This is a genomic window from bacterium (genome assembly GCA_020444065.1).
In the GTDB taxonomy this organism is placed as follows: domain Bacteria; phylum Sumerlaeota; class Sumerlaeia; order SLMS01; family JAHLLQ01; genus JAHLLQ01.
Window position 1 is genome coordinate 1,148,112 of record JAHLLQ010000001.1, and the last position, 23,951, is coordinate 1,172,062.

A 23,951-nucleotide genomic window follows, 5' to 3' on the forward strand; every position below is an offset into this window, starting at 1 on the left:
GAGGTGCATAGACTGGTTACCAATCCCCATCCGTGGAGTCGTTGTTTTACTGGCGTGGAGAGGCTGGCAAGTCAATGGGAATGGGGCAAACGAAACTGCCCGAGGTTCCCCCCGGGCAGTTCGTTGCATTCATTTGAAGCGACTCGGTGCCTCAGATGTGAATCGCCATATCCTCGGAGGCCGCGGCGGCTTCCATGATCGCTTCCGACAGGGTCGGGTGCGCGTGGATGGCGTGGTGAATGTCCTCGGAAGTCGCTTCGAGGGACTTCGCGAGACCCAGCTCTGCGATCATCTCGGTCGCCTCGGTGCCGACGATGTGGGCGCCGAGAACTTCGCCGTACTTCTTGCCAAAGATGATCTTCACCATGCCTTCGGGATCGCCGCCGGCCACGGCCTTGCCACTGGCGCGGAAGGGAAACTTCCCGACCTTGTATTCGAGGCCCTTGTCTTTGCAGGCTTCTTCAGTCAGGCCAACGCTGGCGACCTGCGGCTGGCAGTATGTGCAGCCGGGAATGTTCGAGTAATCGATCGGGTGCGGGTTCATTCCCTTCAGGTGCTCGATGGCGTGAACGCCCTCGGCGCTGGCGACATGAGCCAACCAGGGTGCGCCGACGACGTCGCCGATCGCGTAGATGCCGGCGACGCTGGTGCGATAGTGCTCGTCGACGACGATGTGATTGCGCTCGGTCTTCACGCCGATTTCTTCGAGGCCGATGTTCTCGACATTGCCCTGGACGCCGATAGCCATCAGGACCTTCTCGGCCTTCAGGGTCTCGGGCTTACCGTCCTTGCCCTTCTTGAACGTGACTTCCGCGCCGCCCTTCTGGGTCTTGACGGAGTCGACGAACACGCCCGTGCGAATGTCGATTCCGCGGTGCTTCAGGGCCTTCGCGACGATGGCGGAGCACTCGCGGTCCTCAACGGGCAGAATTGTCGGCAGGGCTTCAAAGACAGTGACCTTCGTGCCGAGCACAGCATAGAAGTAGGCGAACTCGATTCCGATCGCGCCTGCGCCGACGATGGCCAAGGACTCGGGCTGCTTGTCGAGGCTCATGGCTTCGCGACTGGTGATGATGGTCTTGCGATCGATCTCCACGCCAGGAAGCGTCCGCGGGCGAGCGCCCGTCGCGATGATGATGTTCTTCGCCTCGACTTCCTTCTTGCCATCCTTGCCGTCGACGACGATGCGGGTCTTGGATTTCAGCTTCGCCGCGCCGTGGATGGCCGTGACCTTGTTCTTCTTCATCAGAAAATCGATGCCGGAGGCCATCTTGTCGGCCACGCCGCGGCTACGCTTGACGATCTTGCTGAAGTCGAACTGCAGGTCCTTGCAGGTGATCCCCCAGTCGCCGCCGTGCTTGATGTGATCGTAGACTTCCGCATTCTTCAGCAGGGCTTTGGTAGGGATACACCCCCAGTTGAGGCAGATGCCGCCGAGGCGATCGCGATCGATGACCGCCGTCTTAAATCCAAGCTGAGCCGCCCGAATTGCGGCAACGTATCCGCCGGGGCCTCCGCCGATCACCGCAACGTCGAATGAACTGACTGCCATGGGTATCTCCTGTATCGTAAAGGGTCTGTATCTCGAAGCCTATGGGACGGGATGGGTCCGATAGGGTGCTTTCGTTTTCACGGCCATGGGGGTAACGCAAGAATCGGGCAATTGCGCTCAGGGCCTCACTGGTGGCTCGGCGGCATCTGAGCAGGATAGCCTGAGGTGTCGAAATATAACGTCTCCGGGAAAATCCGGTACTGTGGCCCGAACTGGTCGATAAAGTAGGCGGAATATCCGCGCAGGAAGACAAAGACGGGCAAGAGTACGACACACCGGACGACGGGCAGGGCTGCGATGCAGCAAGTCAAACAGGTCAGCACGCCAGCCAGCAAGCCGACTGCAATAGAGATGACTATCTTCATCAGAAGATAGAGGAAGAACGTGCCGAGATTCGCGGTCATGAGAGCCCAGGCATCCTTGAGTCCCTCAGTCGCCGTGCATCGCCGGGCGTACATGATGGGGACGACGAAGTTGTCGATGAAGAATGTCAGCAGGCCCATCCCAATCCCCATGAAGATCATGATCAGAACCACGACGACGATTGTGACGATTGTCGGAGTCGTGAACTGGTCCGCCTGGAGATCCGAGTATCCGATCAGTGCACCCACACCCAGAAGGATCGCGCCGATGACAAACCCGATCGTGTAAATGACGGCTCGCAGCATGAATAGCGAGTTCCCCTCGCGCTGAAACTCGTTCCATGGGCCACGAATCTCTGCTGTATTGTGGGCGAGATTCGCGAGGAAAGCGAAGTCGGCGCGACTTCGCAGCCAGAAGACCAGCATCATGAAGAGATAGCTGATGATGAGGACGAGGATCGTCCCTGCGAGGATCCATGCAAGGTTCGAATCGATCCAACTGACGACATCGTCAAGGGATCCGGAACCCGGTCCTCCCCCGCCTGGTCCACCTCTCCAACTGCTGCCGAAGTTGGCACCCTGGCGCAGGAAGTCAGTCAGCCATGCCAGGAATCCGAGGATGAACCAACGGCCGATATCGAAAGGCTCGAAGCAGATCATCCGAGTCAGATCGAACGCGCTGGACATCGGGGTTGTGACAGAGGGCTGGAGAGGACCGTGGATGCCGCTGGACGGCATCTCGGGGGGCGGACCTTGGGGTGTCTGATCGCTCATCGGTCCAGTGGTCCCTGTCTTTTGAACTCAGTCTTTCTCGCCGGCGGCAAGCTCGGCTTCGAGGGCGGCCTGGTTCTGCTGGTCTCGCGTCAGTTCGGTTCTACAAAGGTCGGCGTAGCGCCCGCCGCGGGCAAGGAGTTCTTCGTGGGTGCCGGTCTCGACGATCCGGCCTTCTTCCATCACCACCAGTCTATCCGCGTTTCGAACGGTCGAGAGCCGGTGGGCGATGACGATCACGGTGCGATCCTTCATCAGGCGGTCGAGCGCTTCCTGCACGAGCGCCTCGCTCTCGTTGTCGAGCGCGCTGGTCGCTTCATCGAGAACGAGAATCGGGGCGTTCCGCAGCAGGGCTCGGGCAATGGCGACGCGCTGCCTTTGGCCGCCGGACAATTGGCCACCGCGCTCGCCGATCCGCGTGTCGTAGCCGTCGGGCAATTCAGAGATGAACTGGTGGGCATTGGCCGCTTCGGCAGCAGCCTGGACCTCTTCCATCGTCGCATCGCGTCGGCCGTAGGCAATGTTATAGAAAATCGTCGTGTCGAACAGGATGGTTTCCTGCGTCACGATAGCGATCTGCTCGCGGAGGCTGCGGAAGGTCACATCGCGCAGATCGTGTCCGTCGATACGGATCGAGCCCTTTGTCGGATCGTAGAATCGAGGCAGCAGCCGAACCATGGTCGACTTGCCGGATCCCGACGCGCCGACGAGAGCGTAGACCTTCCCCTTCGGGATCTTCAGGGTGATATCGCGCAAGACAAGATCGCGTGTCTGCGTGTAGGCAAACGAGACGTCATCGAACTCGATGTTCTCGGAGATCTTCGGCAGTTCGATGGCGTCCGGCTTCTGAACCACGTCCGGCGTGGCATCAATGATCTCGTAAATGCGGTCGGCGCTCGCGAGGCCGCGCTGGATTTTGACGTATCCGCTCGAGAGGCCCTTGAGCGGCTTGTAGAAGCGGGTCAGCGCGACGAGGTAGACGATGAACTCGGCGGCATTCATCGTTTCCTTCTTCATGACGAGGTATCCGCCGAGGATCAGGACCACGCCCATCGCGGCGGTCGTGAGGATATCGACGACCGGGCCCGACGCGAGGCGAAGACGCATGCGGCGGATCTGGCGCTTGAGTTGCTCCTTCGAGACGCGCTTGAAGCGTTTCCGTTCGTGGCGTTCCGTGTTGAAGGCCTTGACGATCTGCATTCCCTGGATCGTCTCCTGCATCACGTCGATCAGGTAGGCGTCCTCCTCCGCGTCGGCCTTGCTCATGCGGCGAAGGGCCTTGCCAACGAGCGCGATCGGCACGACGATCAGGGGGACGGCCACGATTGTAATCAGCGTGATCTTCGCATTGATGATCAGCAGGACGATCAGCAGGAAGACGATCTGGAACGGAACCATGATCGATTGAGTCAATGACGACTGCATGATCTGGCGAACCTGCCCCACGTCGCTGCTGAGGCGCGCGATCAGGTTGCCGGAAGTGCGCACCTGGAGCGCGGACATATCCAATTCGAGACAGCTCGCGTACAGGTCCACCTTCAGTTTTTGAAGTGCGCAGTAGATGACCTTCGTGATGTTGTATTTTGCCTGATACTCCAAGAAGGACTTGAAGACTGTTGCGATCAGAATGAATGCAACGATCCAGTTGATTGCGTTTTCGCGGTGATCGATCAGGAACTCCTGGATTTCCTCGCGTCCCTTGTCTTTTCGCGCAGAGAGCCAAATTTCGGCGTCCTCAATGAACGCGAATCGTTCCTTGAAGGATTCAACGGCATTCTTTGCAGTGTCCTCGGCGTGGGCGCGCTTTTCTTTCAGGATGCTCTCGTCGTGCTTTCTGGATGCTTCGTACTGCTCCTCGCGCGCCTCGGCCGTCTCGGGATCGAGAACCATTTCAATCACCGGAATCATCGGGAGCAGCGCCGCCGCGGCGAGGAACCCGGACAGGAAGGCCGATCCAAAAGCCATCAGAATGGCCTTCTTGTAGGGAAGCATGTAGCTCAAGACGCGGAACAGAAGGAGCCTGTTCTTCACGATCGAGCGCTTCTCGTTCTTTACCTTTTTCTTCTTTTTGGCCACGTGGCGTGAGAGGCCTTTCTACAACCGTGCAGATAGGCGCTTGGGCAGCCTGCCCAAGCGTCCGCAGACTCTGCTCGCCTCCCCCCAACCCCGTCAAGGGCAGTGCCCGCCCGAGCGGTGGCACACAACTCTCTCCTCCTCACCCCGACGACACATGATCATCCGCATTCCGGAAGGTTTTTCCGAATTTTCACCTCTCGGGTGCGAGAAATGACAAGGTTGGGGCCATGCGTTTGACCATTTCGATTTGGGCATGGAGCGCGCTGGTGTTGCTCCTGCCGGCAGCCATTCGGGCCGCCGATCCGCCTGTCATCTACGATGTCACCGACATCACCGGCTGGAGCGAAGTGCAGTTGGCGACGATCCCGTACTTCCGGCACGCGGTGTTTGTTCTGCCATGGGGCGGGTCGAACCTGTCGCCGCGGGCGCGCAACCACGCAGGCCAGATCGTCGGCGTCGCGGCGAGCAACTCCGACTACGCCGCCTACTACGAGAGCAATGTGCTCACGTACAAGACCTGGCTGGGGCAGTACTACTGGTCCTACACGACCTGGGATGGCGATGATCTGCACTTCTATAATGGATACGTTCGTTTCGCCCGCCTCTACGATGTGAACGCATCGGGAACCTCAGTCGGCGAATCGACCGTTCAAGGATCCGGCAGCAGCTCACTTGGTTGGTCATCCCGGGCGATCTCCTACGATCCGGCCACGTCGGAATCGCTGGTGGTACTGACGCCGGAATATTTCCGCGGAACGGCGCTGGGGATCAACAATTCCGGCACGATCACGGGCTGGGTGGCGGACGAGAGCTCCCCCACGCGCGGATTCCGCCGGATGGCGGATGGGCAGTTCGAGCTTCTCGATGGTCTGAGCATCAGTTCCACAAAGGGGATCGCGATCAACAATGCGGGGCTGATTGCAGGCGAAAGCTATGCGGCGTCCTTCGAACCCCACGCCGTCGCCTTCATGCCAGGAACGACACAACCGATCGATCTTGGTTTGCCTTCGAACGGTGTGTCGGATGCCGGGACGGCCAACGGAATGAACGAATCGGGAGCAATCTGCGGCGCGGTCTGGGCGAAGGCCCAATCGTACGAGCACTTCGCAGCGGTCTGGCTGCCGGTCTCGGAAGGGCAATGGGAAGCCTGGGACTTGAACGAAATGCTGTCCGGCGGAGACGTGCTTCTGGAGAATGCCCGCGCGATCAACGACGAAGGGCTGATCCTCGCAACCGGCCGCCCGGATGGCAGCGATGTGTTCGGGTCGCGCACCTACATCCTGACGCCGCAAGGAACGGATTGGAACGCCCCCGCAGGAGCCTGGGTGGTGTATTAAGTATTACTTCCGGAACTGCTCGACGAGAGTATCGCATTCAGCCCATTCCTCAACACTCTCCAAAGGCATGATCAGGATGATGTCCCCATCGCCGGACATCTCATCGTAGATGAGCGGTTTAAGATCAATCACCGGGTCGGCAATTTCAGGGGGAAGTGGCGCCCGCGGGTTGATGTCCCAATCGCCATCGGGGCCGGGCGAATAGACGAGCAGATGCGTGTTTGTGACGTAGACGCCGAAGGTCGCATAGGAGTCGTCCGAGTAGGGATCGCGCGGCAGGAACTTGCGACGCTCCCCGGGAAATGTTGGGATGAAGGATGGGTCCACGATAACCCCAGAGGAGAGCGTCGAGATCGCAAAAGACACGGATCGCGGATCGACTCCTGAATTCACACTGTAACTTCCAACCTCGATCGCCTCATCTCCCAGTTTCAACCACGCACACCCCGCGATTCGAGCCATCAGTTGCATGCGCTCATTAATCTGGTCGCGAGGATCGATTGCATCCGGCAATGCCCCGGCGCGAGGGGCGCGTATGAAGTAGTTTTCGAACGCGTCCGAGTCCGGTCGCCACAAATCCAGACCGACAAGCACGAGTGCCACACATCCGGCACCGATCGCCAACTTCTCGCCAGTATTCTGGCGGTGCACCGTCCGTAGAAGGATCACCGCGCCGGCGGCCGACAGGATGGAGAAGCTGGCCCAGATCGACATCAGAGCATAGAGCGGCCCGGTGGAAAGCAGGGACATCGCTGCGAAGATCCACGCAAGGACAACGGCCCAGTGGAGAGGGGGTGTCCACTGCAGGAAGACGATCTCGTCGGGCCGGCGCTTGGGCGTGCGGCGACGGCGCGAACGCTCACCGCTGGCCTTGGCTTGCTCGCCGACGTCCAACTGGATCGCCGCATCGTAGTCATCCCCCAGCGACCCGGAAGGCGGGACACGCCATGGGTTTACAGGGATCGGCTCCGTCGGGGCCTGTTCGGTGACGGGAATGTCGGCCATATGGTCGCCCGTGTCGCGTCAATTCGTCACACTTCTTGCTTTTACCTCTACGGGAGTTGATGGCCCGAGGCGAGAGGAATTCCGGGAAGCTGCAGCGCACTGATGGACAAAGTCGATGGCCGGATCGACTGAGGGCTTGGGGCTTGTGTTTCGCTTCACATATACCTTACGCTGTGCCGCGCATTTGCCGGAGGAGAGCCACTGACCGGACATCCCTCCCCATTCCGAGAGAAAAGATGACCGAAACTATGATGAAAGATTCCTTTTCCACACGTTCGAGTTTCGATGTGGACGGACGTTCCATCGAGTATTTTTCCCTGCCCAAACTGGCAGAGGCGGGAGTCGGCAACGTCGAAACGCTGCCGTTCTCGCTGAAGGTTCTGTTGGAGAATTTGCTTCGTACAGAGGATGGCGTCCGGGTCTCCTCTGACGAAATCAAGGCCCTGGCCAACTGGGATCCGAAAGCGACCCCTGACCAGGAAATCGCCTTCAGCGTCGCCCGCGTGTTGCTTCAGGACTTCACTGGCGTTCCCGCCGTCGTCGATCTCGCCGCCATGCGCGATGCCCTTGGCGACCTGAGCGGCGATCCCGCGAAGATCAATCCGATCCAGCCCGCCGATCTCGTGATCGATCACTCAGTTCAGGTCGATCATTCGGCCGAGCCGACAGCCTATCAGCAGAACATGGAGAAGGAGTACGAACGCAACGGCGAGCGCTACGCGTTCCTGCGCTGGGGCCAGAAGGCGTTTCGCAACTTCCGCGTCGTCCCGCCCGGCACGGGCATCTGTCACCAGGTAAACATCGAGTATCTTGCCGGCTCCATTCTGGAGCGAGAGATCGACGGCTCCACATTCGCACTGCCGGACACGCTGGTTGGAACGGACTCGCACACGCCGATGGTCAATGGCCTGGGTGTTGTCGGCTGGGGCGTTGGCGGAATCGAAGCAGAGGCCGCAATGCTCGGCCAGCCGATCTCGATGCTGATCCCGCAGGTTGTCGGCGTGGAACTGACGGGGAAACTGCCCGCCGGCGCCACCGCCACGGACCTTGTGCTGACGATCACTGACTTGCTGCGCAAAACCGGCGTGGTCGGCAAGTTCGTCGAGTTCTTCGGCGAAGGCCTTTCGCGCCTGGCAGTGACGGATCGCACGACGATCTCCAACATGTCCCCGGAGTTCGGCTGCACGGTCTCCATCTTCCCGATCGATGAAAAGACCCTCGAGTATCTTCGCTTCACCGGCCGCGATGAGAAGCACGTGCGAATGGTCGAGGCCTACTGCAAGGCGCAGGGCATGTTCCGCACGGACGACAGCCCAGCACCACGTTTCACCCAGGTCGTGAAGCTGGACCTCGGCTCGGTCGTTCCGACGATCGCCGGCCCGAAGCGCCCGCAGGATAAGATCGAAGTCAGCAGCGCGCAGAAGGCATGGAAGTCGACGCTCGAGCAGATGGTGCCCGATGCGAATCGTCGTTCCGCACAGGCGAAGGTCGGACAGAATGGCTCTTCCTTCGATCTGACGCACGGCGACGTGGTGATTGCGGCGATCACGAGTTGCACGAACACATCGAACCCCGCCGTGATGCTGGCTGCCGGGCTCGTTGCGAAGAAGGCCCACGAGAAGGGCCTGACGCGCAAGCCGTGGGTGAAGACAAGCCTCGCGCCGGGCTCGATGGTCGTGACGGATTACCTGAGGAAGGCCGGTCTCGACAAGTACCTTGATGCGCTCGGATTCAACCTGGTCGGGTACGGCTGTACGACTTGCATCGGCAACAGCGGTCCGCTGGCGCCGGAAATCTCGCAGGCGATCGCCGATGAGAAGCTCGTCGCGACTTCCGTTCTTTCCGGCAACCGTAACTTCGAAGGCCGCATCAGCCAGGATGTTCGCGCGAACTACCTCGCGTCGCCGCCGCTGGTCGTCGCTTACGCGATCGCCGGCACGATGGACACAAGCCTGGATACGGAGCCGATCGGCACCGACAAGGATGGCAAGGATGTCTATCTGAAAGACATCTGGCCGACTCAAGAGGAGGTCCAGACAGTCCTGGCCGAGGCCGTCGATTCCGAGATGTACCGCAGCGAATACAGCCGCGTGTTCGAAGGCGACGAAAAGTGGCGCTCGATGCCCGCGCCGGAGGGCAACCTCTACGAGTGGCAGGGCGATTCCACATACATCCAGAAGCCGCCTTTCTTTGTCGGCATGAAGATGGAGCCCGAAGCCGTGCAGAACATCGAAGGCGCTCGCGTGCTGGCTATGCTCGGCGATTCGGTCACGACGGACCACATCTCCCCTGCCGGCGCGATTGCAAAGGACAGCCCTGCGGCTCGCTACCTGATGGCGCAGGGCGTCGAGCCGAAGGACTTCAACTCCTACGGTTCGCGACGCGGTAATCACGAGGTGATGATGCGCGGCACGTTCGCGAATATCCGCCTGCGGAATCTTCTGCTGCCGGGATCGGAAGGCGGCGTGACACGTCATCTGCCCGACGGCGAGCAAATGTCGATCTACGACGCCGCGATGAAGTATCAGAAAGAAGGCACGCCGCTCGTGATTTTGGCGGGCAAGGAGTACGGCTCCGGCTCGTCGCGCGACTGGGCGGCAAAGGGCACGACGCTCCTTGGCGTACGGGCGGTGCTGGCGCAAAGCTACGAGCGCATTCACCGCAGTAACCTGATCGGCATGGGCGTGCTTCCGCTTCAGTTCCTGGAAGGCGAAGGCATCGAGAAACTCGGCCTGACGGGCGAGGAGCAATTCACGATCGCCGGCATCGCCGCAGGATTGAAGCCTGGCATGAAAGTCGATGTGAAGGCAATCGGCGCGGACGGACAGACCAAGGCGTTCCAGGCTCTCGTTCGTATCGATACGCCAAACGAAGTCGAGTACTATCGCCATGGTGGAATCCTGCAGTACGTGATTCGGCAGTTGGCGAAGTCCTGATCTGAATACAGGAAAGTCAAGCGGGCGGGTCGCGTGCGTCGCGATCCGCCTGTTTTCCAAACAGGAAGGAACACTTGGGTATGAGTTCGGAACCCGGCCAAGGTGAGGCCATTAACTCCTGGAATCCGGAATACATGGAAGCACTGTACAATCAGTGGCGCCAGGATCCGCAGTCCGTCACGGAAGAGTGGCGGGCGTTTTTCCAGGGATTCGAACTGGGGCAGAGCTTTGCTGTTGAGGCGCCGCAAGAATCCGGCGCATCTGCAGATGAAATCGAAGAATCGGCTGTCGAACGCCTGCATACGCACGAGGAACTGACGCAGTTCGAGTGGCTACAGGCGCAGGTTGACTCTTTGATTTATCACTACCGCGATGTCGGGCACTTGATCGCGCAACTCGATCCGCTGGGGCGTAACCGCGAGTCCCACGCACTGCTGGAACTGGCGGCGTTCGGGTTGGACGAGTCGCATCTCGACATGCAGTTCCATGCCGACAAGCTGCTATGGGGTCCGCCGCGGATGACGCTGCGCGAGATCCTGGCGGCGCTGCGCGAAACGTACTGTCGCAGCATCGGCGCGGAGTACATGCACATTCAGAACACGCCGGAACGCCGCTGGCTGCAGCGCCGGATGGAGAAGGATCAGAACCATCCGCAGCTTCCGGTTGGCAAAAAGCTGCGGATTGCGCGGCTGCTGCGCAAGGCGACGGCATTCGAGCGCTTCCTGCACACAAACTACGTCGGACAGAAGCGTTTTTCGCTCGAAGGCGGCGAGACGCTGATTCCGTTGCTCGATGCGATCGTCGAGAAAGCGCCTTACGAAGGTCTTCAGGAGATCGTTCTCGGCATGGCCCATCGCGGGCGACTGAATGTGCTGACGAACATCCTGCAGAAGTCGTACGAAGAGATTTTCACGGAATTCGAAGACAACTACACGCCCGGCATGGTCATGGGCGACGGCGATGTGAAGTACCACAAGGGCTACTCGCTCGACTGGTACACGTACCAGGGGCAAAAGGTCCACCTGAGCCTGACCGCGAACCCAAGCCACCTCGAGGCGGTCTATCCGGTTGTCGAAGGACGGGCACGCGCGAAGCAGCGAATCCTCGGCGATTTCGAGCGCACCAAGGTGATGCCGCTGTTAATCCACGGCGATGCGGCCTTCCCCGGCCAGGGCATCGTGGCGGAAACGCTGAATCTCTCGCAGCTTGTCGGCTATCGCACCGGAGGATCGATTCACATTATCGTGAACAACCAGATTGGCTTCACGACGTTGCCGGAAGACGCGCGCTCGATGGCGTACTGCACGGACGTGGCGAAGAGCATTCAGGCGCCGATCTTCCATGTGAATGCGGACGATCCGGAAGCCGTGATCCACATCGCGGAAATCGCCGTCGAGTTCCGCCAGAAGTTCCAGAAGGACGTCGTGATCGATCTGTACTGCTATCGCCGTCTCGGACACAACGAAGGCGATGAACCGAGCTTCACGCAGCCGAAGTTGTACGAGATGATCAACAGCCATCAGACGACCCAGGAAATCTACATGGAAAAGCTGATCGCTGATGGCGTTGCCACGCGCGAGATGCTCGATGAGATGTCCCAGGAGTTGGACAAGTACCTGTCCGACGCGCAGGGCCGTGCGAAAAACCAGCAGGTCGTCTTCGCCCAGCAGTCCCTTCGTGATGAATGGAAGGACATGCAACCGATCTACACGCATGATGCCGTGGAGACGGGTGTGCCCAGAGAGCGATTGGTGGAAGTCGCCGAGATCTGGGATCGCTTCCCGGATGGTTTCGAGCCGAATCGTAAGATCCGCCGCCTGTTCGGAAAACGCGTCGAAGCCGTACGCAACAACGAGCCACTCGATTGGGCGACGGCAGAGTCGCTCGCGTTTGGATCGCTCTTGATCGAAGGCACGCCGCTGCGCCTCTCCGGCCAGGACAGCCGACGCGGGACCTTCAGCCAACGCCATGCGGCCGTGTGGGATTCAAGCAGCGGCGAGATGTACATCCCGCTGAATAATATCGCGGCGGAACAGGGACGTTTCTGCGTTTATGATAGCCCGCTGTCGGAAGCCGCCGTGCTGGGCTTCGACTATGGGTATTCGCTCGGGAACCCGGACATGATGATCCTCTGGGAAGCGCAGTTCGGCGACTTCGCAAACGGTGGGCAGACGATCATCGATCAGTTCATCGTTTCGAGCGAATCGAAGTGGGGACGCTTCAGTGGCCTTACGATGCTACTGCCGCACGGATACGAAGGCCAGGGACCGGAGCACTCCAGCGCGTGGCTTGAGCGCTTCCTGCAGATGTGCGCGCAGGACAACATCCAGGTCTGCAATATCTCGACGCCCGCGCAGTACTTCCATGCGTTGCGTCGGCAAATGCGCCGGAATTTTCGCAAGCCATTGATCATCATGGCCCCGAAGAGCCTGCTGCGCCATCCGCGGGCAACCTCGCGCATCGATGATATGGCCGAGGGGCACTTCCGTGAAGTGCTCGACGATGATCGCGATCCGAAGAAGGTGCAGCGCATCGTGATGTGTTCCGGAAAGGTCTACTATGATCTTCTCGAATATCGGGAGCAGGAAAACATTGATGATGTCGCGATCGTTCGCGTGGAGCAGTTCTATCCATTCGCCGAGAATGGACTGGCAGCGATGATGGATCGCTATCGCAAGAAGGTCGAATTCGTCTGGTGCCAGGAAGAGCCGAAGAACCGTGGAGGCTGGACGTTCATGTCGCAGCGCATGCAGGAGCACTTCGACATTCGACTGCGCTATGTCGGCCGTTCTTCCGCGGCCAGCCCGGCGACGGGTTCTCTGCACCGCCATCGCCAGGAACAGGATGAAATCGTCCGCACGGCGATGCAAATGTCAAAGAAGGCGCTGGCAACAAGCGCGAAGTAAGACGAACGAACACGCATCGAACTTGAGAGCGGACCCGCAATGCGCGGGTCCGACACAATAGCGAGAGTAGGCAAACTATGATTCACGAAGTTGAAGTTCCTTCCGTAGGCGAATCGATCAGCGAAGGCATTCTCGCCGTGTGGCTTGTGGGCGACGGCGAGCGCATCGAGAAGGGCCAGCCGCTCTTCGAATTGGAGACAGACAAGGCATCGACCGAGGTGCCCGCTCCGGAATCCGGCGTAGTCGCGCACAAGGCGGCGGCGGACGATGAGGTCAAGGTCGGCCAGGTCGTCGCCACGATCGATACGGAAGCCACCGGCGAAGCACGGGCAAAAAAAGAAGAGAAGAAGCCGGCTCCGAAAGAAGCGCCTAAGAAGGAAGAGCCAAAGGCTGAGCCGAAGGCACCCGCGCCTCAGAAGGTCGAGCAACCGGTCGAAAAGAAGGCAGAGGCGCCCGCGAAAGAAGGCGCCTCGCATCGTCAGGCATCCAGCGTCGCGCGCAAAATGGCCGAGCAGTATGGCGTGGACGTCGCGGAGATCCCCGGCACTGGACCGGGCGGTCGCGTAACACGCGAGGACGTGCTCCTCGCCATGGAACGCACAGGCCGCATCGGCGAAGAGAAGGCCGAAGAGTCCGCTCCTGAACCTGCAGCACCGCAAGTTGAGGAAGAGGACGTTCCGCGCCTGCCCCCGATGCCGCCGGTTGCGAAATCGCCGCATGAGCTTGAGACACCGAAGCCAACCCCGTCCGAGAAGCCTGCTCCAAAGAAAGCCGAAGGCGACGGCGATGTAACCCGCGAGCGCATGAGCATGCTGCGTCGCCGGATTGCCGAGCGCCTCGTTTCCGCGCAGCACAACGCAGCGATGCTGACCACGTTCAACGATGTGGACATGAGCGCCGTGATGAACCTGCGCCGCGAATATAAGGAGCAATTCAAGGACCGCCACGGCGTGGGGCTCGGATTCATGTCGTTCTTCGTGCGCGCCACTGTGAAGGCGCTGCAGGACTTCCCGCGCGTCAATGCGGAGATCGATGAGACGGACATTGTACTGCACAACCGTTACCATGTTGGAGTCGCCGTGTCGACACCGCGAGGCCTGGTCGTTCCAGTGTTGCGCGATGCCAACGAGAGATCATTCGCGGACATCGAGTCGCAGATCGTCGATTTCGCAACGCGTGCTCGCGCCGGCAAGATCGAGTTGGATGAGTTGCAGGGCGGGACGTTCTCGATCACAAACGGCGGCGTCTTTGGCTCACTACTGTCGACGCCGATTCTGAATCCGCCACAGAGCGCCATTCTGGGGATGCACCGAATCGAGGAGCGCCCCGTAGCGCGCAACGGGGAAGTCGTGATCCGGCCGATGATGTACCTGGCCCTGAGTTACGATCACCGGATCGTCGACGGACGCGAAGCGGTCAGCTTCCTGGTTCGTATCAAGGAGTGCATTGAGAATCCCGAGCGCCTGCTGCTCGACGTCTGATGACAACGAACGATTCGTCACCTGCCTCGCGCCCTGGCCTGCTTCAGAACTGGCAGTGGCGCACTGCCCTGCTTATCGGCCTGGCGGCGCTGGTAGCGTGTGCGATCGTTCATCATCCGAAGACCGGTTGGAACGTCAACACACGGTTGAATCTAGTGTTTGCGATCGTCGACCAACAGACCTTCGCCATCGACGACTATCACGAACTGGAGCCCTACGCGACGGGCGACAAGGCATTCTACGAAGGCCACTACTACTGCGACAAAATCATCGGGCTTTCGCTTCTGGCCGTGCCACCTTACGCGGCGCTGCGAATGGTCGGCTGGAGTCCGACATTCCAGCAAGCGAACTACGCGCTGCGCCTGCTGGCTGTCTCGATTCCCGGCGCAATTGTCGCCGCACTGATGTGGCTGTTGATGGTGCGACTGGGAGCTGCCCCGCGTCGGGCTCTGTTCGCTGTCGCGGCGGCGTTCTTCGGAACGATGCTGTTCGGATACTCGACCGTCTTCTACCCCTACCTGCCCGGAATCGCATCGGCGATGGCCGCGCTTTGGATGATTCTTTTTCCGCGTGCGCGTCGACTGACAGTACGAAACAGCTTCGCGATCGGACTCCTTTGTGGCTTTGCGATGCTGTGCGATCTGACGTTTGGTTTGCTGATCGTGGGAATCGGAGTGGTGTTCCTGATCCGACTGCTGGATCAAGCGGCTCTCTTCGGCGTGCGGGCCTTTGCAGACATGCGCGGCATGAGTTCGCCGAAGAACACCGCATTGAAGATCCTTGCCGCTGGAATCATCGGAGGCATTCTTCCGCTCGCGGTGTTCGTGCTCTACTCGATCAGTATTTTCGGCTCGCCGACGATCCCGTACGCTTACGAAGTCAGCGATCGGTTTCGCGAAGGCATGCAGGCGGGCCTGATGGGCGTGACGACACCGAGGCTGGCGCCACTCTGGTTTATCACCTTGCACCCGTTCCGAGGACTCTTCTTCTGGTCCCCGATTCTATTGCTGGCTGCCGGTGGGTCGATCATGCAAACGCGTTCGTCTGGCCGGCGACGGATCATCGGATGGCTGGGACTGTGGTGCCTTGTCAGCTATCTGCTGTTCAATGCGGGATATTATATGTGGTGGAGTGGCTGGAGCATGGGGTCGCGACTGCTGCTGCCCATGTTGGCCGTCACGCCGCTCGGACTGGCCGAGTGGTGCCGCCGCGATCGCGCAAAGGGCCTGTGGTGGACTATTCTTGTGATCGGGACGATCTCGATCCTGCTGTCTGCGCCCCTCTCTTTAATCGATCCGCAGATACCCCAAGGCAATGACGACGAGGTCCTGGCAGAAACCACATTCGCCACAGACTTGGAAATCCCGCAATTCGTGTATCTGCAGGTTTTCTACAACGGCGAGATCTTGAAGCACCCGGAAGTCTGGATAGCCCGCGGAAATCGTGGCTTGTTTCTTGGCGGCCTCTTGATTGTGATCGGGCTGTTTGCTGCCGCGGTATTCTGGACTCCGCCAAAGCACTTGCCCTTTGAACGCCTGGAGCTGCCGAGCAAGTCTCTGGATGGTTCGGCCGGCCCGGCACCTCAACCCATTCGGTGATCGTCAAATGATGAGAACTCGTGCATTCCTGATTCTGCTTCTTGCACTTTGCGTGCTGCCGCTCCACACGGTGTCGGCTATCGAGCCCGTCCGCCCAACGGACGAAGACACATCGGCCACGGAGGTCGAACTGCCGGAGCGAATCGACTCGGACTGGATTCTGATCTACGAGCAGGCTTACGGCGTCGAGGGTCTGTACCTGGACGAGCCACCGGCTGGAGATGACCTGCCGGCACAGTGCCGCGAGAATCTCGCTATGCTGACAAAGGCGGCTGCGACCTGGGGAATGCTGCACGAAGATCCACCGACGGTGGAAGCCCTCAAAGCGGCAGAGCGCATCGAGGAAGCTCCGCAGTGCCCGCAGGGTGGAACGTACACATGGAACGAAGACGAGAATCGATTCGACTGCACGACGGGAGGCTCGCACAGCCTCGTCGTGGGGGCGTTGCGGCAGTTGCTCGGAATGGAACTGTACGAGGAGCGCGTTGCAACGGCCCCTCTGTCGGTCCGAAAGTCATGGCAGATCATCTACAACGACGAGAAGGCGCCAGAGCTGCTGCATCGCGAAATCGAGACGCGCATGTTCGCGCTGCGCTATACAGACAGCGCCGAGATTCGCCAGACGATGCGGATCCAGTCTCTCCTGGGTGAATTGAATGCCGCGATCGAGTTGGCCACGGCAAGCGAACTGCTGGAGAAGGATCAGGAGATCACGATGAAGGATGTCGGCGCCACCGGGCTGATCGATCGCCTGGAAGCGTTGCCCGGCCAAGGACGGTACCGTGTGTCGAAGGTCGGCGAACCGCCCGTGGCCGTTTATCCCGATGGCGACATTCCGTACTCGAACCAGGCCATCATCGATAAGATGCAGGAACTGGCAGACGGTGCGCTGGAGCAGTATCCCGATTATCCGCCGGCCCTGGCTCTGCGGGCCCGCTACATGGATGGCGAGGAAGCATTGAAGGGAATCAACAAGGCGATTGAGCTTTGGCCGGACGTGCCGGCGCTTCATGTTCAGCGACTTGCCACGAACGCGCGCTTGAACAGGGTGAAGGACTTCACACCGGACCTGGACTACTTGCTGGCACGCTTCCCAGCCGCGCCGATTCTGCTGGAAATCGATTCGGCCACGCGTCTCGGCAAGGTGGGTCTCGCGCCGCCGATCCGAGCCAGCATCACGACTCCCATGGCGACGGTGCGGCCGGAGATTCTGACCGTTCAGTTGTTGGCGATGAAAGCGCTGTCCTCTGCCAACGAGCAGGATCAGGCGAATGCCCTCTATAAGCGCTTGATCAAGTCACACCCGGGTTACGAACCGCTCGTTTCACCGGATGGTTCGTACAGACGCACAATGCCGCGGTAAAGGGGCCGCCTCGAGTCAGACGAACTCCTCGCTCTGCTCTTCCGCGTGGTAAGAGGATCGAACCATCGGGCCGCTCTCGACGTGGCCAAGGCCCATCGATTCGCCCTCTTCCTTCAATTGCCGGAATTCGTCCGGGTGAACGAAGCGCGTGATCGGCAGGTGCTTCTTCGTGGGCTGCAGGTACTGGCCCAAGGTCAGAATATCGCAATCGATCGCAACGAGGTCGCGCATCACATCGCGCACGTCGTCGAGGGTCTCGCCCAGGCCCAGCATCAGCCCGGTCTTGGTCTTCAAGCCGGCTTCCTTCGCCATCGCGAGAACCTGCAGCGACCGCGCGTAAACGGCTTGGGGGCGCACGCGCGTATACAACGACGGCACCGTCTCGATGTTGTGGTTCAGAATCTCCGGACGTTCTTCAAAGACAAGGTCGAGTGATTCGCGTTCGCCAAGGAAGTCGGGGATCAGAACCTCGATCCGGCAGTCGGGAGCCTTTGCGCGAATCTGCCGAATCGTGTCGGCAAAGACGGCCGCGCCCCCATCGGTAAGCTCGTCGCGATTCACGGATGTGATCACCGCGTGGCGAAGCTTCATCGCGCGGATCGATTCGGCCACGCGACGCGGCTCGTCCAGATCGAGTTCTGTCGGGCGACCTGTCTTGACGGCGCAGAAGCCGCACGCACGCGTGCATGTGTCGCCGAGAATCATGAACGTTGCAGTGCCGCGCGTCCAGCACTCGCCCAGATTCGGGCACTGGGCCTCTTCGCAGACAGTGTTCAGGTGCTTGTCATCGACGAGACTGCGGATCTTGGAATAGCCTGCACCGGCCGCAATCCGGCCTCGAATCCAGGGCGGCAGGCGCCGTCCGGTTTCCGCCAACTGCTGAGGCGTCAGGCTTCCGGGATGATAGCCGTCGGCCCCTCGCGAGGAATCGCCGGGCTCGAACGAAGGCCGTTCGTCAATGATAACTGGCACGTAACCAATGTCCCTTCAATGTTTTGCGTGGCAGGCAGAGGTGGCCGTCTCCCCCGCCAACGGTCATCCTGGGAAGCATCCCCCGTGCCACGCAAGGGAGATTCGGGACTCGCGGTCCGTGGACTGCCAAACGCCATCGTCCTTTCCCCTTGCTGTTCTTGGTCTCTTCGAGGGAGCCACGACTCGGAGAAACGCCATGGCCTGGAACATGCCCATCGAGGATGCTTTGGATTCGTTTCACACGTTCTTGCGTGTGGAGAAGAATCTCTCGCCGCGCACGCGGGAAGCCTATCGTTACGACCTGGAGCGCTTTCACAAGTACCTGTCGGGCGACGGAAAAGAGTCGATCGGGCTGAAGGACGTCACGCCCGATCACATTCGGGAATACATGGAGTTTCTTCAGAAGGACCACGGCTACAAGGCCACGACGCTGTCGCGAGTGGTGGCGTCGGTGCGAGTGTTCTTCGATTTCTGCCTGGAGCAGGAACTGATCGACACAAGCCCGGCCAAGGATGTTCACCGGCCAAAGCTGCCGAAGAAACTGCCGATCTACCTGATCGAGGAAGAAGTCCGCAAGCTCCTGACGGCTGTGGACACGTCGACATGGATCGGGCGCCGCGACCTGACGATGCTCATCACGATGGTCTACACGGGCGTGCGTCTGCAGGAACTGGTGGGGCTCGATACGCTGGACGTGGATTTCTCTCGCGAGACGATCAAGATTCTCGGCAAGGGCAACAAGGAGCGCCTAGTTCCGATGAACCGGCAGGTTCGCGAAGCGCTCGAGTTGTGGCTGAACGATGCCGAGCGAAAGGTCGCTGATGGAGAGCGTGCGCTCTTCACCAGTTCGCGAGGGCGCCGGCTGTCCGGACGATCGGTGCAGTACATGGTCGATCGCTACGTGGAACGCGCGGGTATCGACAAGGAACGCATTTCGCCTCACAAGCTGCGGCACACGTTCGCGACGTTGCTTCATGGTCGCGACGTGGACCTGGTGGATATCCAAGCGCTGATGGGACATGCCTCGATCGCCAGCACGCAAATCTATACGCACACCGATGCCGGGCGTCTGCAGTCGGCGATCGATCGGTTAGGCATTGGCGATTAGGCGCGTCGCTTCTCCAGCGACGGAAGCAAGACAACATCCGCGAAACAAGCTGCAGCAATGGTGACACCGGCCAGCATTCCGAAGTGCTGAAGCGACGGTAGCGTCGTCAGCGCCAGTCCACTGAACAGGATCGTTCCGACGACACCGGCAAGCACGATTGCCCGCGAGCGGTGCGCAACTGTCTCGGGATGAGCAAGCGATGCCAGCATGAAGACCGTTGAGTTCACGACGAATCCGAAGAGCATCGAGAAGAGCTGCGAGTTCGTCATGTCGACCGCCCATCCGGTCACGGCGAAAAGCAGCACGGTGGCGGCGAATGGGACAAGATTAACGGCCAATGCGATCAAGCCCGTCGCGAACGATCTGAGGAGGAAAGCGATGCAAACGGCGACGAGCAGCAATGATAGAGCGAAACTGCGGGCTGCTTCCTGCAGAATGCGAAGCTGAACGTCCATCAGGTTTGCGACGGTACCCGTGACGCGGCGCTCAGGGGAGTCGCCTTCGATCTGTTCGCGAATGCTTTCGATCTGCTTGCCCGGCAATTGAGGAATGATCACACGCACAAGCGTCGCATCGCCGTGAATGAAGGCCTTCGCTGCTTCCGGAGGCGTCTCCGCCAATTGACGCATTCGTTCAAGGAGCGAGACGTCATCGTGCGCCGCTTGCTGCAGATCCAGCCAGGCAGCGGGACCAATGACAGTTGCACCTTGAGGGGTAAGTTCCCTGGCAATCTGCCTTTCTGCTTCAAAGTCGCCGGCCAGGCCGTCGGGAGATTCAATTCGTACAAGCAGCCCAAGGCTGCCGCCGAATGCCTGATCGATTCGCGACAGCGTTTGAGCCAGTTCCGAACTGGCGGGCAACTGGCGCGCGATGTTGGCCTCGGTCTGGATGAAACGAAGCGCTCCCCCGCCGGCGAGGAGTAGAAGGAGCGTCAGCGCGATTCCCAGCGCTCGAGGTAGTCGTCCGATCTTCAATCGCTGAAGCAACTTCGGTCCTTCCGACTGAGGGCTGCAGCGCACCCAGTCCATTCCGCGCGGCAGAGCAAATCGCGAGAATCCCCATCCGACGATGACGGCCATCGGCAACGTCCATCCGATCGTCCGGAGGAATGGAAATGCCGCCATTGCCAGAGCCAGGAGCGATACGGCGGTCGTGATCATCGCGAAGAAGAAGGGGCGGCTGAGTTTCCTTGCGGCAGCAGCAAAGTGAGTCCGCTCCGAGGCAGATTCGCTCCACAAATGCACAAACGTTTCCAGTCCGATCACTGCTAGAAACGGGAGCGCACCCAGTTGTGCTCCGTTCAACGAGAGCCCGAGCCAGCCGCACAGGCCAATCCATGCAGCGCCAGGGAGCAATCCGCTGAGTGCAAGACCGACAATCCCCCACAAATTGCGGAAGATCAGGAACCCCAGCAGCACAATGGCGACGGCAAGGTACACTCCGATGCGAATCATGTTCGCCTGAACCAGGCGATCGAGTTCGACATTGAAGGCAACCGGGCCACCAATCGTCCAATCGCCGTTGCGGTCGGCAAGATCCCGCACCTCTGCAAGAAGCTTGCTGCGCGCCGCGCTGTCGCCGGCAGAAACCCATGCGAACAGCCGAATAGACCGTCCATCGCGCCCCAGCAGCGTGCCGCGCGCGAATCGAGAATCGAGAATCGTCTCCTGCAAATTTGGATCGGGGATTTTCTCGGCACTTGGGCCGAGGGATTGCGCCAACGTTGGCAACGCATCGACGCGTGCCACGCTAGGTACCGCGGTCAATTCATCGGCGAGTTGTTGCTGGGCCTGCCATTGGCTCGAGTCGAACGGATCGACATCGAACCGAACGAAAGAAACATATTCGTCCGGCCCGAACTCGTCGAGTGTCTGGCGATGCAACTCCGCAGCGGGCGTGTGCGGCGCCGTCCACGTAGCGGGGCTGTTGTCGATTCGTGCCCGCACGGCTCCGAAGGCGAGAACGACTGTGAGCGCCACCCAAAAGACCGCCCACAGTCGTTCCCGGCTATCCGGATTCGTCGCCATCGACTTCACTCCACTCCTTCCAAAGCGCATAGGCTTCATCCCGATTCTCCGCATCGCGCGGGAAACGGTTTGGCTCCGCGAGCGCATGATCGAGCACCTCGATTGCCTCTCGCGTTCTTTCCTGCGCCTTCAATATCTGCGCGAGCACGATGGCTGCCTCGATGGAAGGCTCTTCTTCATACGCCAGACGCGCGAATGCCTCCCCATCGGTCAAAGAGCTGCTCGGCTCGCCGATACTCATCGTCTTGGCAATCCAGGGCAGCGTAGCCAAGCGGTAGTTCAAAATCGCCATCGCGAGATTAGCTGTGGGGTTATGGGGGTCCGCTCCGAGGGCCGCCCGGGCAGCCTCCAGGGTTTCGTCCGCCTGGCCGGCACGCGAGAACATCGGCTGCAGGTGAATCGTCGTTCCGAGCGCCCAGGCGTACCAAGTGTTCGTTTCGGCATCCTGCGGCTCCAGTCGCGTGGCCTCTGTTGCATACTCGAGAGAACTGAGAGCGGAGAGAGCGCGTTGGTCTTCCTCGTGAGGGTGGTGCAGGAAGACGCCGTCGGCTTCGGCGCGTGCCGCGCGCCAAAGGGCATCCGGATTTGCGGGATTTTCCGCCACCAGATGGAGGGCAAGCTCACGCGATGCGCGAAGATCCATGGATTCGCGCAACACATCGACACGGGCGAGTTCCTTGGCGACAAACCCGCGATCCTGCTCGGGACGCGGCAGCGCCATGACTTCCTGCCACTTCGTTACGTTATAGCCCGCCGCGCATCCGCTCAGCAGGAGTGCCATCAGTATCGGAAACATCCGCCACATTATCGGAAGCCTCTCCATTCAGTGGGATTCGTAGCATGGTCTCGAGAAGACCGGGATCGTCGTAGTCGTACTGATCGAAATGAACAAGGTGCAGGCCAGGAGCGCGAGGCGTCCCGGCGTGGAAGATACCGGATGGATAGAGCATCAGGGCCTCGGGACGGTCTGCGCCGCGCACGAGTCCATCACGATCGTAGAGCGAAACCGTGTCGCCGCCCCACGCCAGTTGTTCAAGTTCTTGTGAGGGCAACAGCGAATACTCCGCGGCCGTTTCGTACGCAGGAATCCACTCCTCAAAACGAACAGCGGCGATCAGATGGAATCCACTCCGCACGTAGGCAATGGGGTGTGGATTATCTGGAAAGAACTCGCCACCAGTTTCCGGCACGATTGGATCGATGCGTCCTTTGATGTGGCGCGCGATGGTGTACTTGCCCTGCTCCGGATCGCCGTAGAGGCGTTCGGCGCTCTGCTCAACGCGATCGAGCGGATACAGGCGGTGGTAGCATCCGCATGCGTAGACAGCTTCGGAAACCAGCGGCCGATTGCCTTCATCCAGCGTGATGCGGATCAACTGCCCTTCGGAACGTCCGGCTTCCGGATCGTTGTGCTTTAGCTCGGGATGGTCATGATACCAAAAGGAGTAATTCATCTGGTTGAGCCACCGACCATCGACGAAGGCACGCGTGACGTGACCATAAAGCGATGGCCGCGATTCATCGATCTCCGCGACGGGATCGCCCTTTCGATTGGGAATCAACCCCACACGTCCGGGTATGTCGTCGCGAAAATCGGGCGGTCCATCTTCGGGAACTTCCTGCGCGATGATCGGCGCGTAGAGAGCCAGAAGTTCCTCGTCCGTCGCCGACGCAAGATGATCCAGCGTCGCCAGGTCGCGCGTGTAGTCGGGCTCGTACAAAACGGCCTTCGGGAAGTCGCGCCAGTTCTCGCCGCGCCATTCCTCCTTGGCGTGGTGCGAAATCCAGGCATTCACGAAGGGCACGGCAGGCAGCGCGGACAGCATCCGCCAGATCCGGCCGTCTTGCTTGTCAAAGCCCGGCGTCGCATCCGTCATGGCATCGAGCCAAGCCTCGCACTCCTCCGGCGTCTCCAGCCTCGAAACAGCCTCTAACTCCAACTGCCCCGCCAGTGACAGCTCATCCTCGTCGACCGAAACAGGGGCCAATCCCTCCGCGTCGATCCTAAGGTTCTGGGCCCCGATGTCCAGCATGTGCCGAATTGCGACCACGGCATTTTCACGGAAGATGACCGGGTGATTCACCTGGTCCTTGAGCAGATGAAGCCGCAGACGAGTCTCCGAATCGACTCCCAGCCAGGGGCGTTCATCGATCGTCTGGTGGGCAATGTTCCAGGTGGTGGACTCGTGGCGGGCATCCTGCTCCAACTCGCGAAATCCATCGGCGGCCGGTGGCTCGGGCAACAGGCCCGGGGCGCCAGAGGACGCGCACCCTGCCAGAAGCGCCACAATGGCCAGGGCAGCCAGAGCGGCAATGCGGTTGATGTGCAGATTCGAGATTCTCATACGACCCAATCGCTCCCAGCGAAACAGACTTCCCCAAAGGCTCAGGCAAAGTCTTTGCCATGGCTGAAGTCGCCTGTTGGCAGGCTTCTTCGGAAGTTTCTACCCGAGGATC

The 23,951-nt window shown here is 60.2% G+C and carries 15 protein-coding genes; 7 read left to right on the top strand and 8 right to left on the bottom strand.

Features of this window, described 5'->3' with window-relative positions; translation table 11 throughout:
* Positions 1-151 precede the first annotated feature (151 nt).
* The 3 genes from lpdA to KQI84_04215 all read right to left on the bottom strand — a co-directional run bounded on the left by lpdA (position 152) and on the right by KQI84_04215 (position 4,716).
* Positions 152-1,552 (bottom strand): dihydrolipoyl dehydrogenase, encoded by a 1,401-nt coding sequence (lpdA, locus tag KQI84_04205; protein ID MCB2154063.1) that lies wholly within the window; start codon positions 1,550-1,552, stop codon positions 152-154.
* Positions 1,553-1,677: 125 nt separating this feature from the next.
* Positions 1,678-2,688, bottom strand: coding sequence for a hypothetical protein (locus KQI84_04210; GenBank protein MCB2154064.1), 1,011 nt, complete (start codon positions 2,686-2,688; stop codon positions 1,678-1,680).
* 27 nt (positions 2,689-2,715) lie between these two features.
* The gene (locus KQI84_04215; GenBank protein MCB2154065.1) at positions 2,716-4,716 is read right to left on the bottom strand and encodes an ABC transporter ATP-binding protein/permease; all 2,001 of its coding nucleotides are present in this window, start codon (positions 4,714-4,716) and stop codon (positions 2,716-2,718) included.
* A gap of 272 nt (positions 4,717-4,988) precedes the next feature.
* On the opposite strand from KQI84_04215, the gene KQI84_04220 reads away from it, so the two are divergent.
* Complete coding sequence (locus KQI84_04220) at positions 4,989-6,098, top strand: hypothetical protein (GenBank protein MCB2154066.1); 1,110 nt, start codon at positions 4,989-4,991, stop codon at positions 6,096-6,098.
* A gap of 3 nt (positions 6,099-6,101) precedes the next feature.
* Here the strand turns inward: KQI84_04220 and KQI84_04225 are convergent, their stop codons facing one another.
* Positions 6,102-7,103: a hypothetical protein gene (locus tag KQI84_04225; GenBank protein ID MCB2154067.1), complete on the bottom strand. Its 1,002-nt coding sequence runs from the start codon at positions 7,101-7,103 to the stop codon at positions 6,102-6,104.
* A 236-nt stretch (positions 7,104-7,339) separates the two neighbouring features.
* On the opposite strand from KQI84_04225, the gene acnA reads away from it, so the two are divergent.
* The 5 genes from acnA (at position 7,340) to KQI84_04250 (ending at position 17,387) form a co-directional block, all read left to right on the top strand.
* On the top strand, positions 7,340-10,039 hold the full coding sequence (gene acnA / locus KQI84_04230; GenBank protein MCB2154068.1) for an aconitate hydratase AcnA: 2,700 nt from the start codon (positions 7,340-7,342) through the stop codon (positions 10,037-10,039).
* An 80-nt stretch (positions 10,040-10,119) separates the two neighbouring features.
* Positions 10,120-12,945 (top strand): 2-oxoglutarate dehydrogenase E1 component, encoded by a 2,826-nt coding sequence (locus KQI84_04235; GenBank protein ID MCB2154069.1) that lies wholly within the window; start codon positions 10,120-10,122, stop codon positions 12,943-12,945.
* A 77-nt stretch (positions 12,946-13,022) separates the two neighbouring features.
* On the top strand, positions 13,023-14,426 hold the full coding sequence (odhB, locus tag KQI84_04240; GenBank protein MCB2154070.1) for a 2-oxoglutarate dehydrogenase complex dihydrolipoyllysine-residue succinyltransferase: 1,404 nt from the start codon (positions 13,023-13,025) through the stop codon (positions 14,424-14,426).
* A complete protein-coding gene (locus KQI84_04245; protein MCB2154071.1) occupies positions 14,426-16,024 on the top strand; it encodes a hypothetical protein in 1,599 nt (532 codons plus the stop codon). The genes odhB and KQI84_04245 overlap by 1 nt, the downstream gene beginning before the upstream one ends.
* Positions 16,025-16,031: 7 nt before the next feature.
* Positions 16,032-17,387 carry a hypothetical protein gene (locus KQI84_04250; GenBank protein ID MCB2154072.1) on the top strand — a complete coding sequence of 452 codons (1,356 nt, stop codon included), beginning with the start codon at positions 16,032-16,034 and terminating at the stop codon, positions 17,385-17,387.
* A gap of 15 nt (positions 17,388-17,402) precedes the next feature.
* Here KQI84_04250 and lipA read toward each other — a convergent pair whose 3' ends face one another.
* Positions 17,403-18,263 (bottom strand): lipoyl synthase, encoded by an 861-nt coding sequence (gene lipA, locus KQI84_04255; protein MCB2154073.1) that lies wholly within the window; start codon positions 18,261-18,263, stop codon positions 17,403-17,405.
* 292 nt (positions 18,264-18,555) lie between these two features.
* Here lipA and KQI84_04260 point away from each other — a divergent pair, with 292 nt between their 5' ends.
* Positions 18,556-19,467 (top strand): tyrosine recombinase XerC, encoded by a 912-nt coding sequence (locus tag KQI84_04260; GenBank protein ID MCB2154074.1) that lies wholly within the window; start codon positions 18,556-18,558, stop codon positions 19,465-19,467.
* On the opposite strand, the gene KQI84_04265 is transcribed toward KQI84_04260, so the two are convergent.
* From KQI84_04265 to KQI84_04275, 3 genes are read right to left on the bottom strand one after another with little or no spacing between them, the layout of a single operon-like run.
* Positions 19,464-21,494: a hypothetical protein gene (locus tag KQI84_04265; GenBank protein ID MCB2154075.1), complete on the bottom strand. Its 2,031-nt coding sequence runs from the start codon at positions 21,492-21,494 to the stop codon at positions 19,464-19,466. The genes KQI84_04260 and KQI84_04265 overlap by 4 nt on opposite strands.
* Positions 21,475-22,275 (bottom strand): hypothetical protein, encoded by an 801-nt coding sequence (locus tag KQI84_04270; protein ID MCB2154076.1) that lies wholly within the window; start codon positions 22,273-22,275, stop codon positions 21,475-21,477. Before KQI84_04270 ends, KQI84_04265 begins: the two co-directional genes overlap by 20 nt.
* Entirely contained in the window at positions 22,238-23,839 is a 1,602-nt protein-coding gene (locus KQI84_04275) for a hypothetical protein (GenBank protein ID MCB2154077.1), read from the bottom strand. Before KQI84_04275 ends, KQI84_04270 begins: the two co-directional genes overlap by 38 nt.
* Between the last annotated feature and the right edge of the window lie 112 nt (positions 23,840-23,951).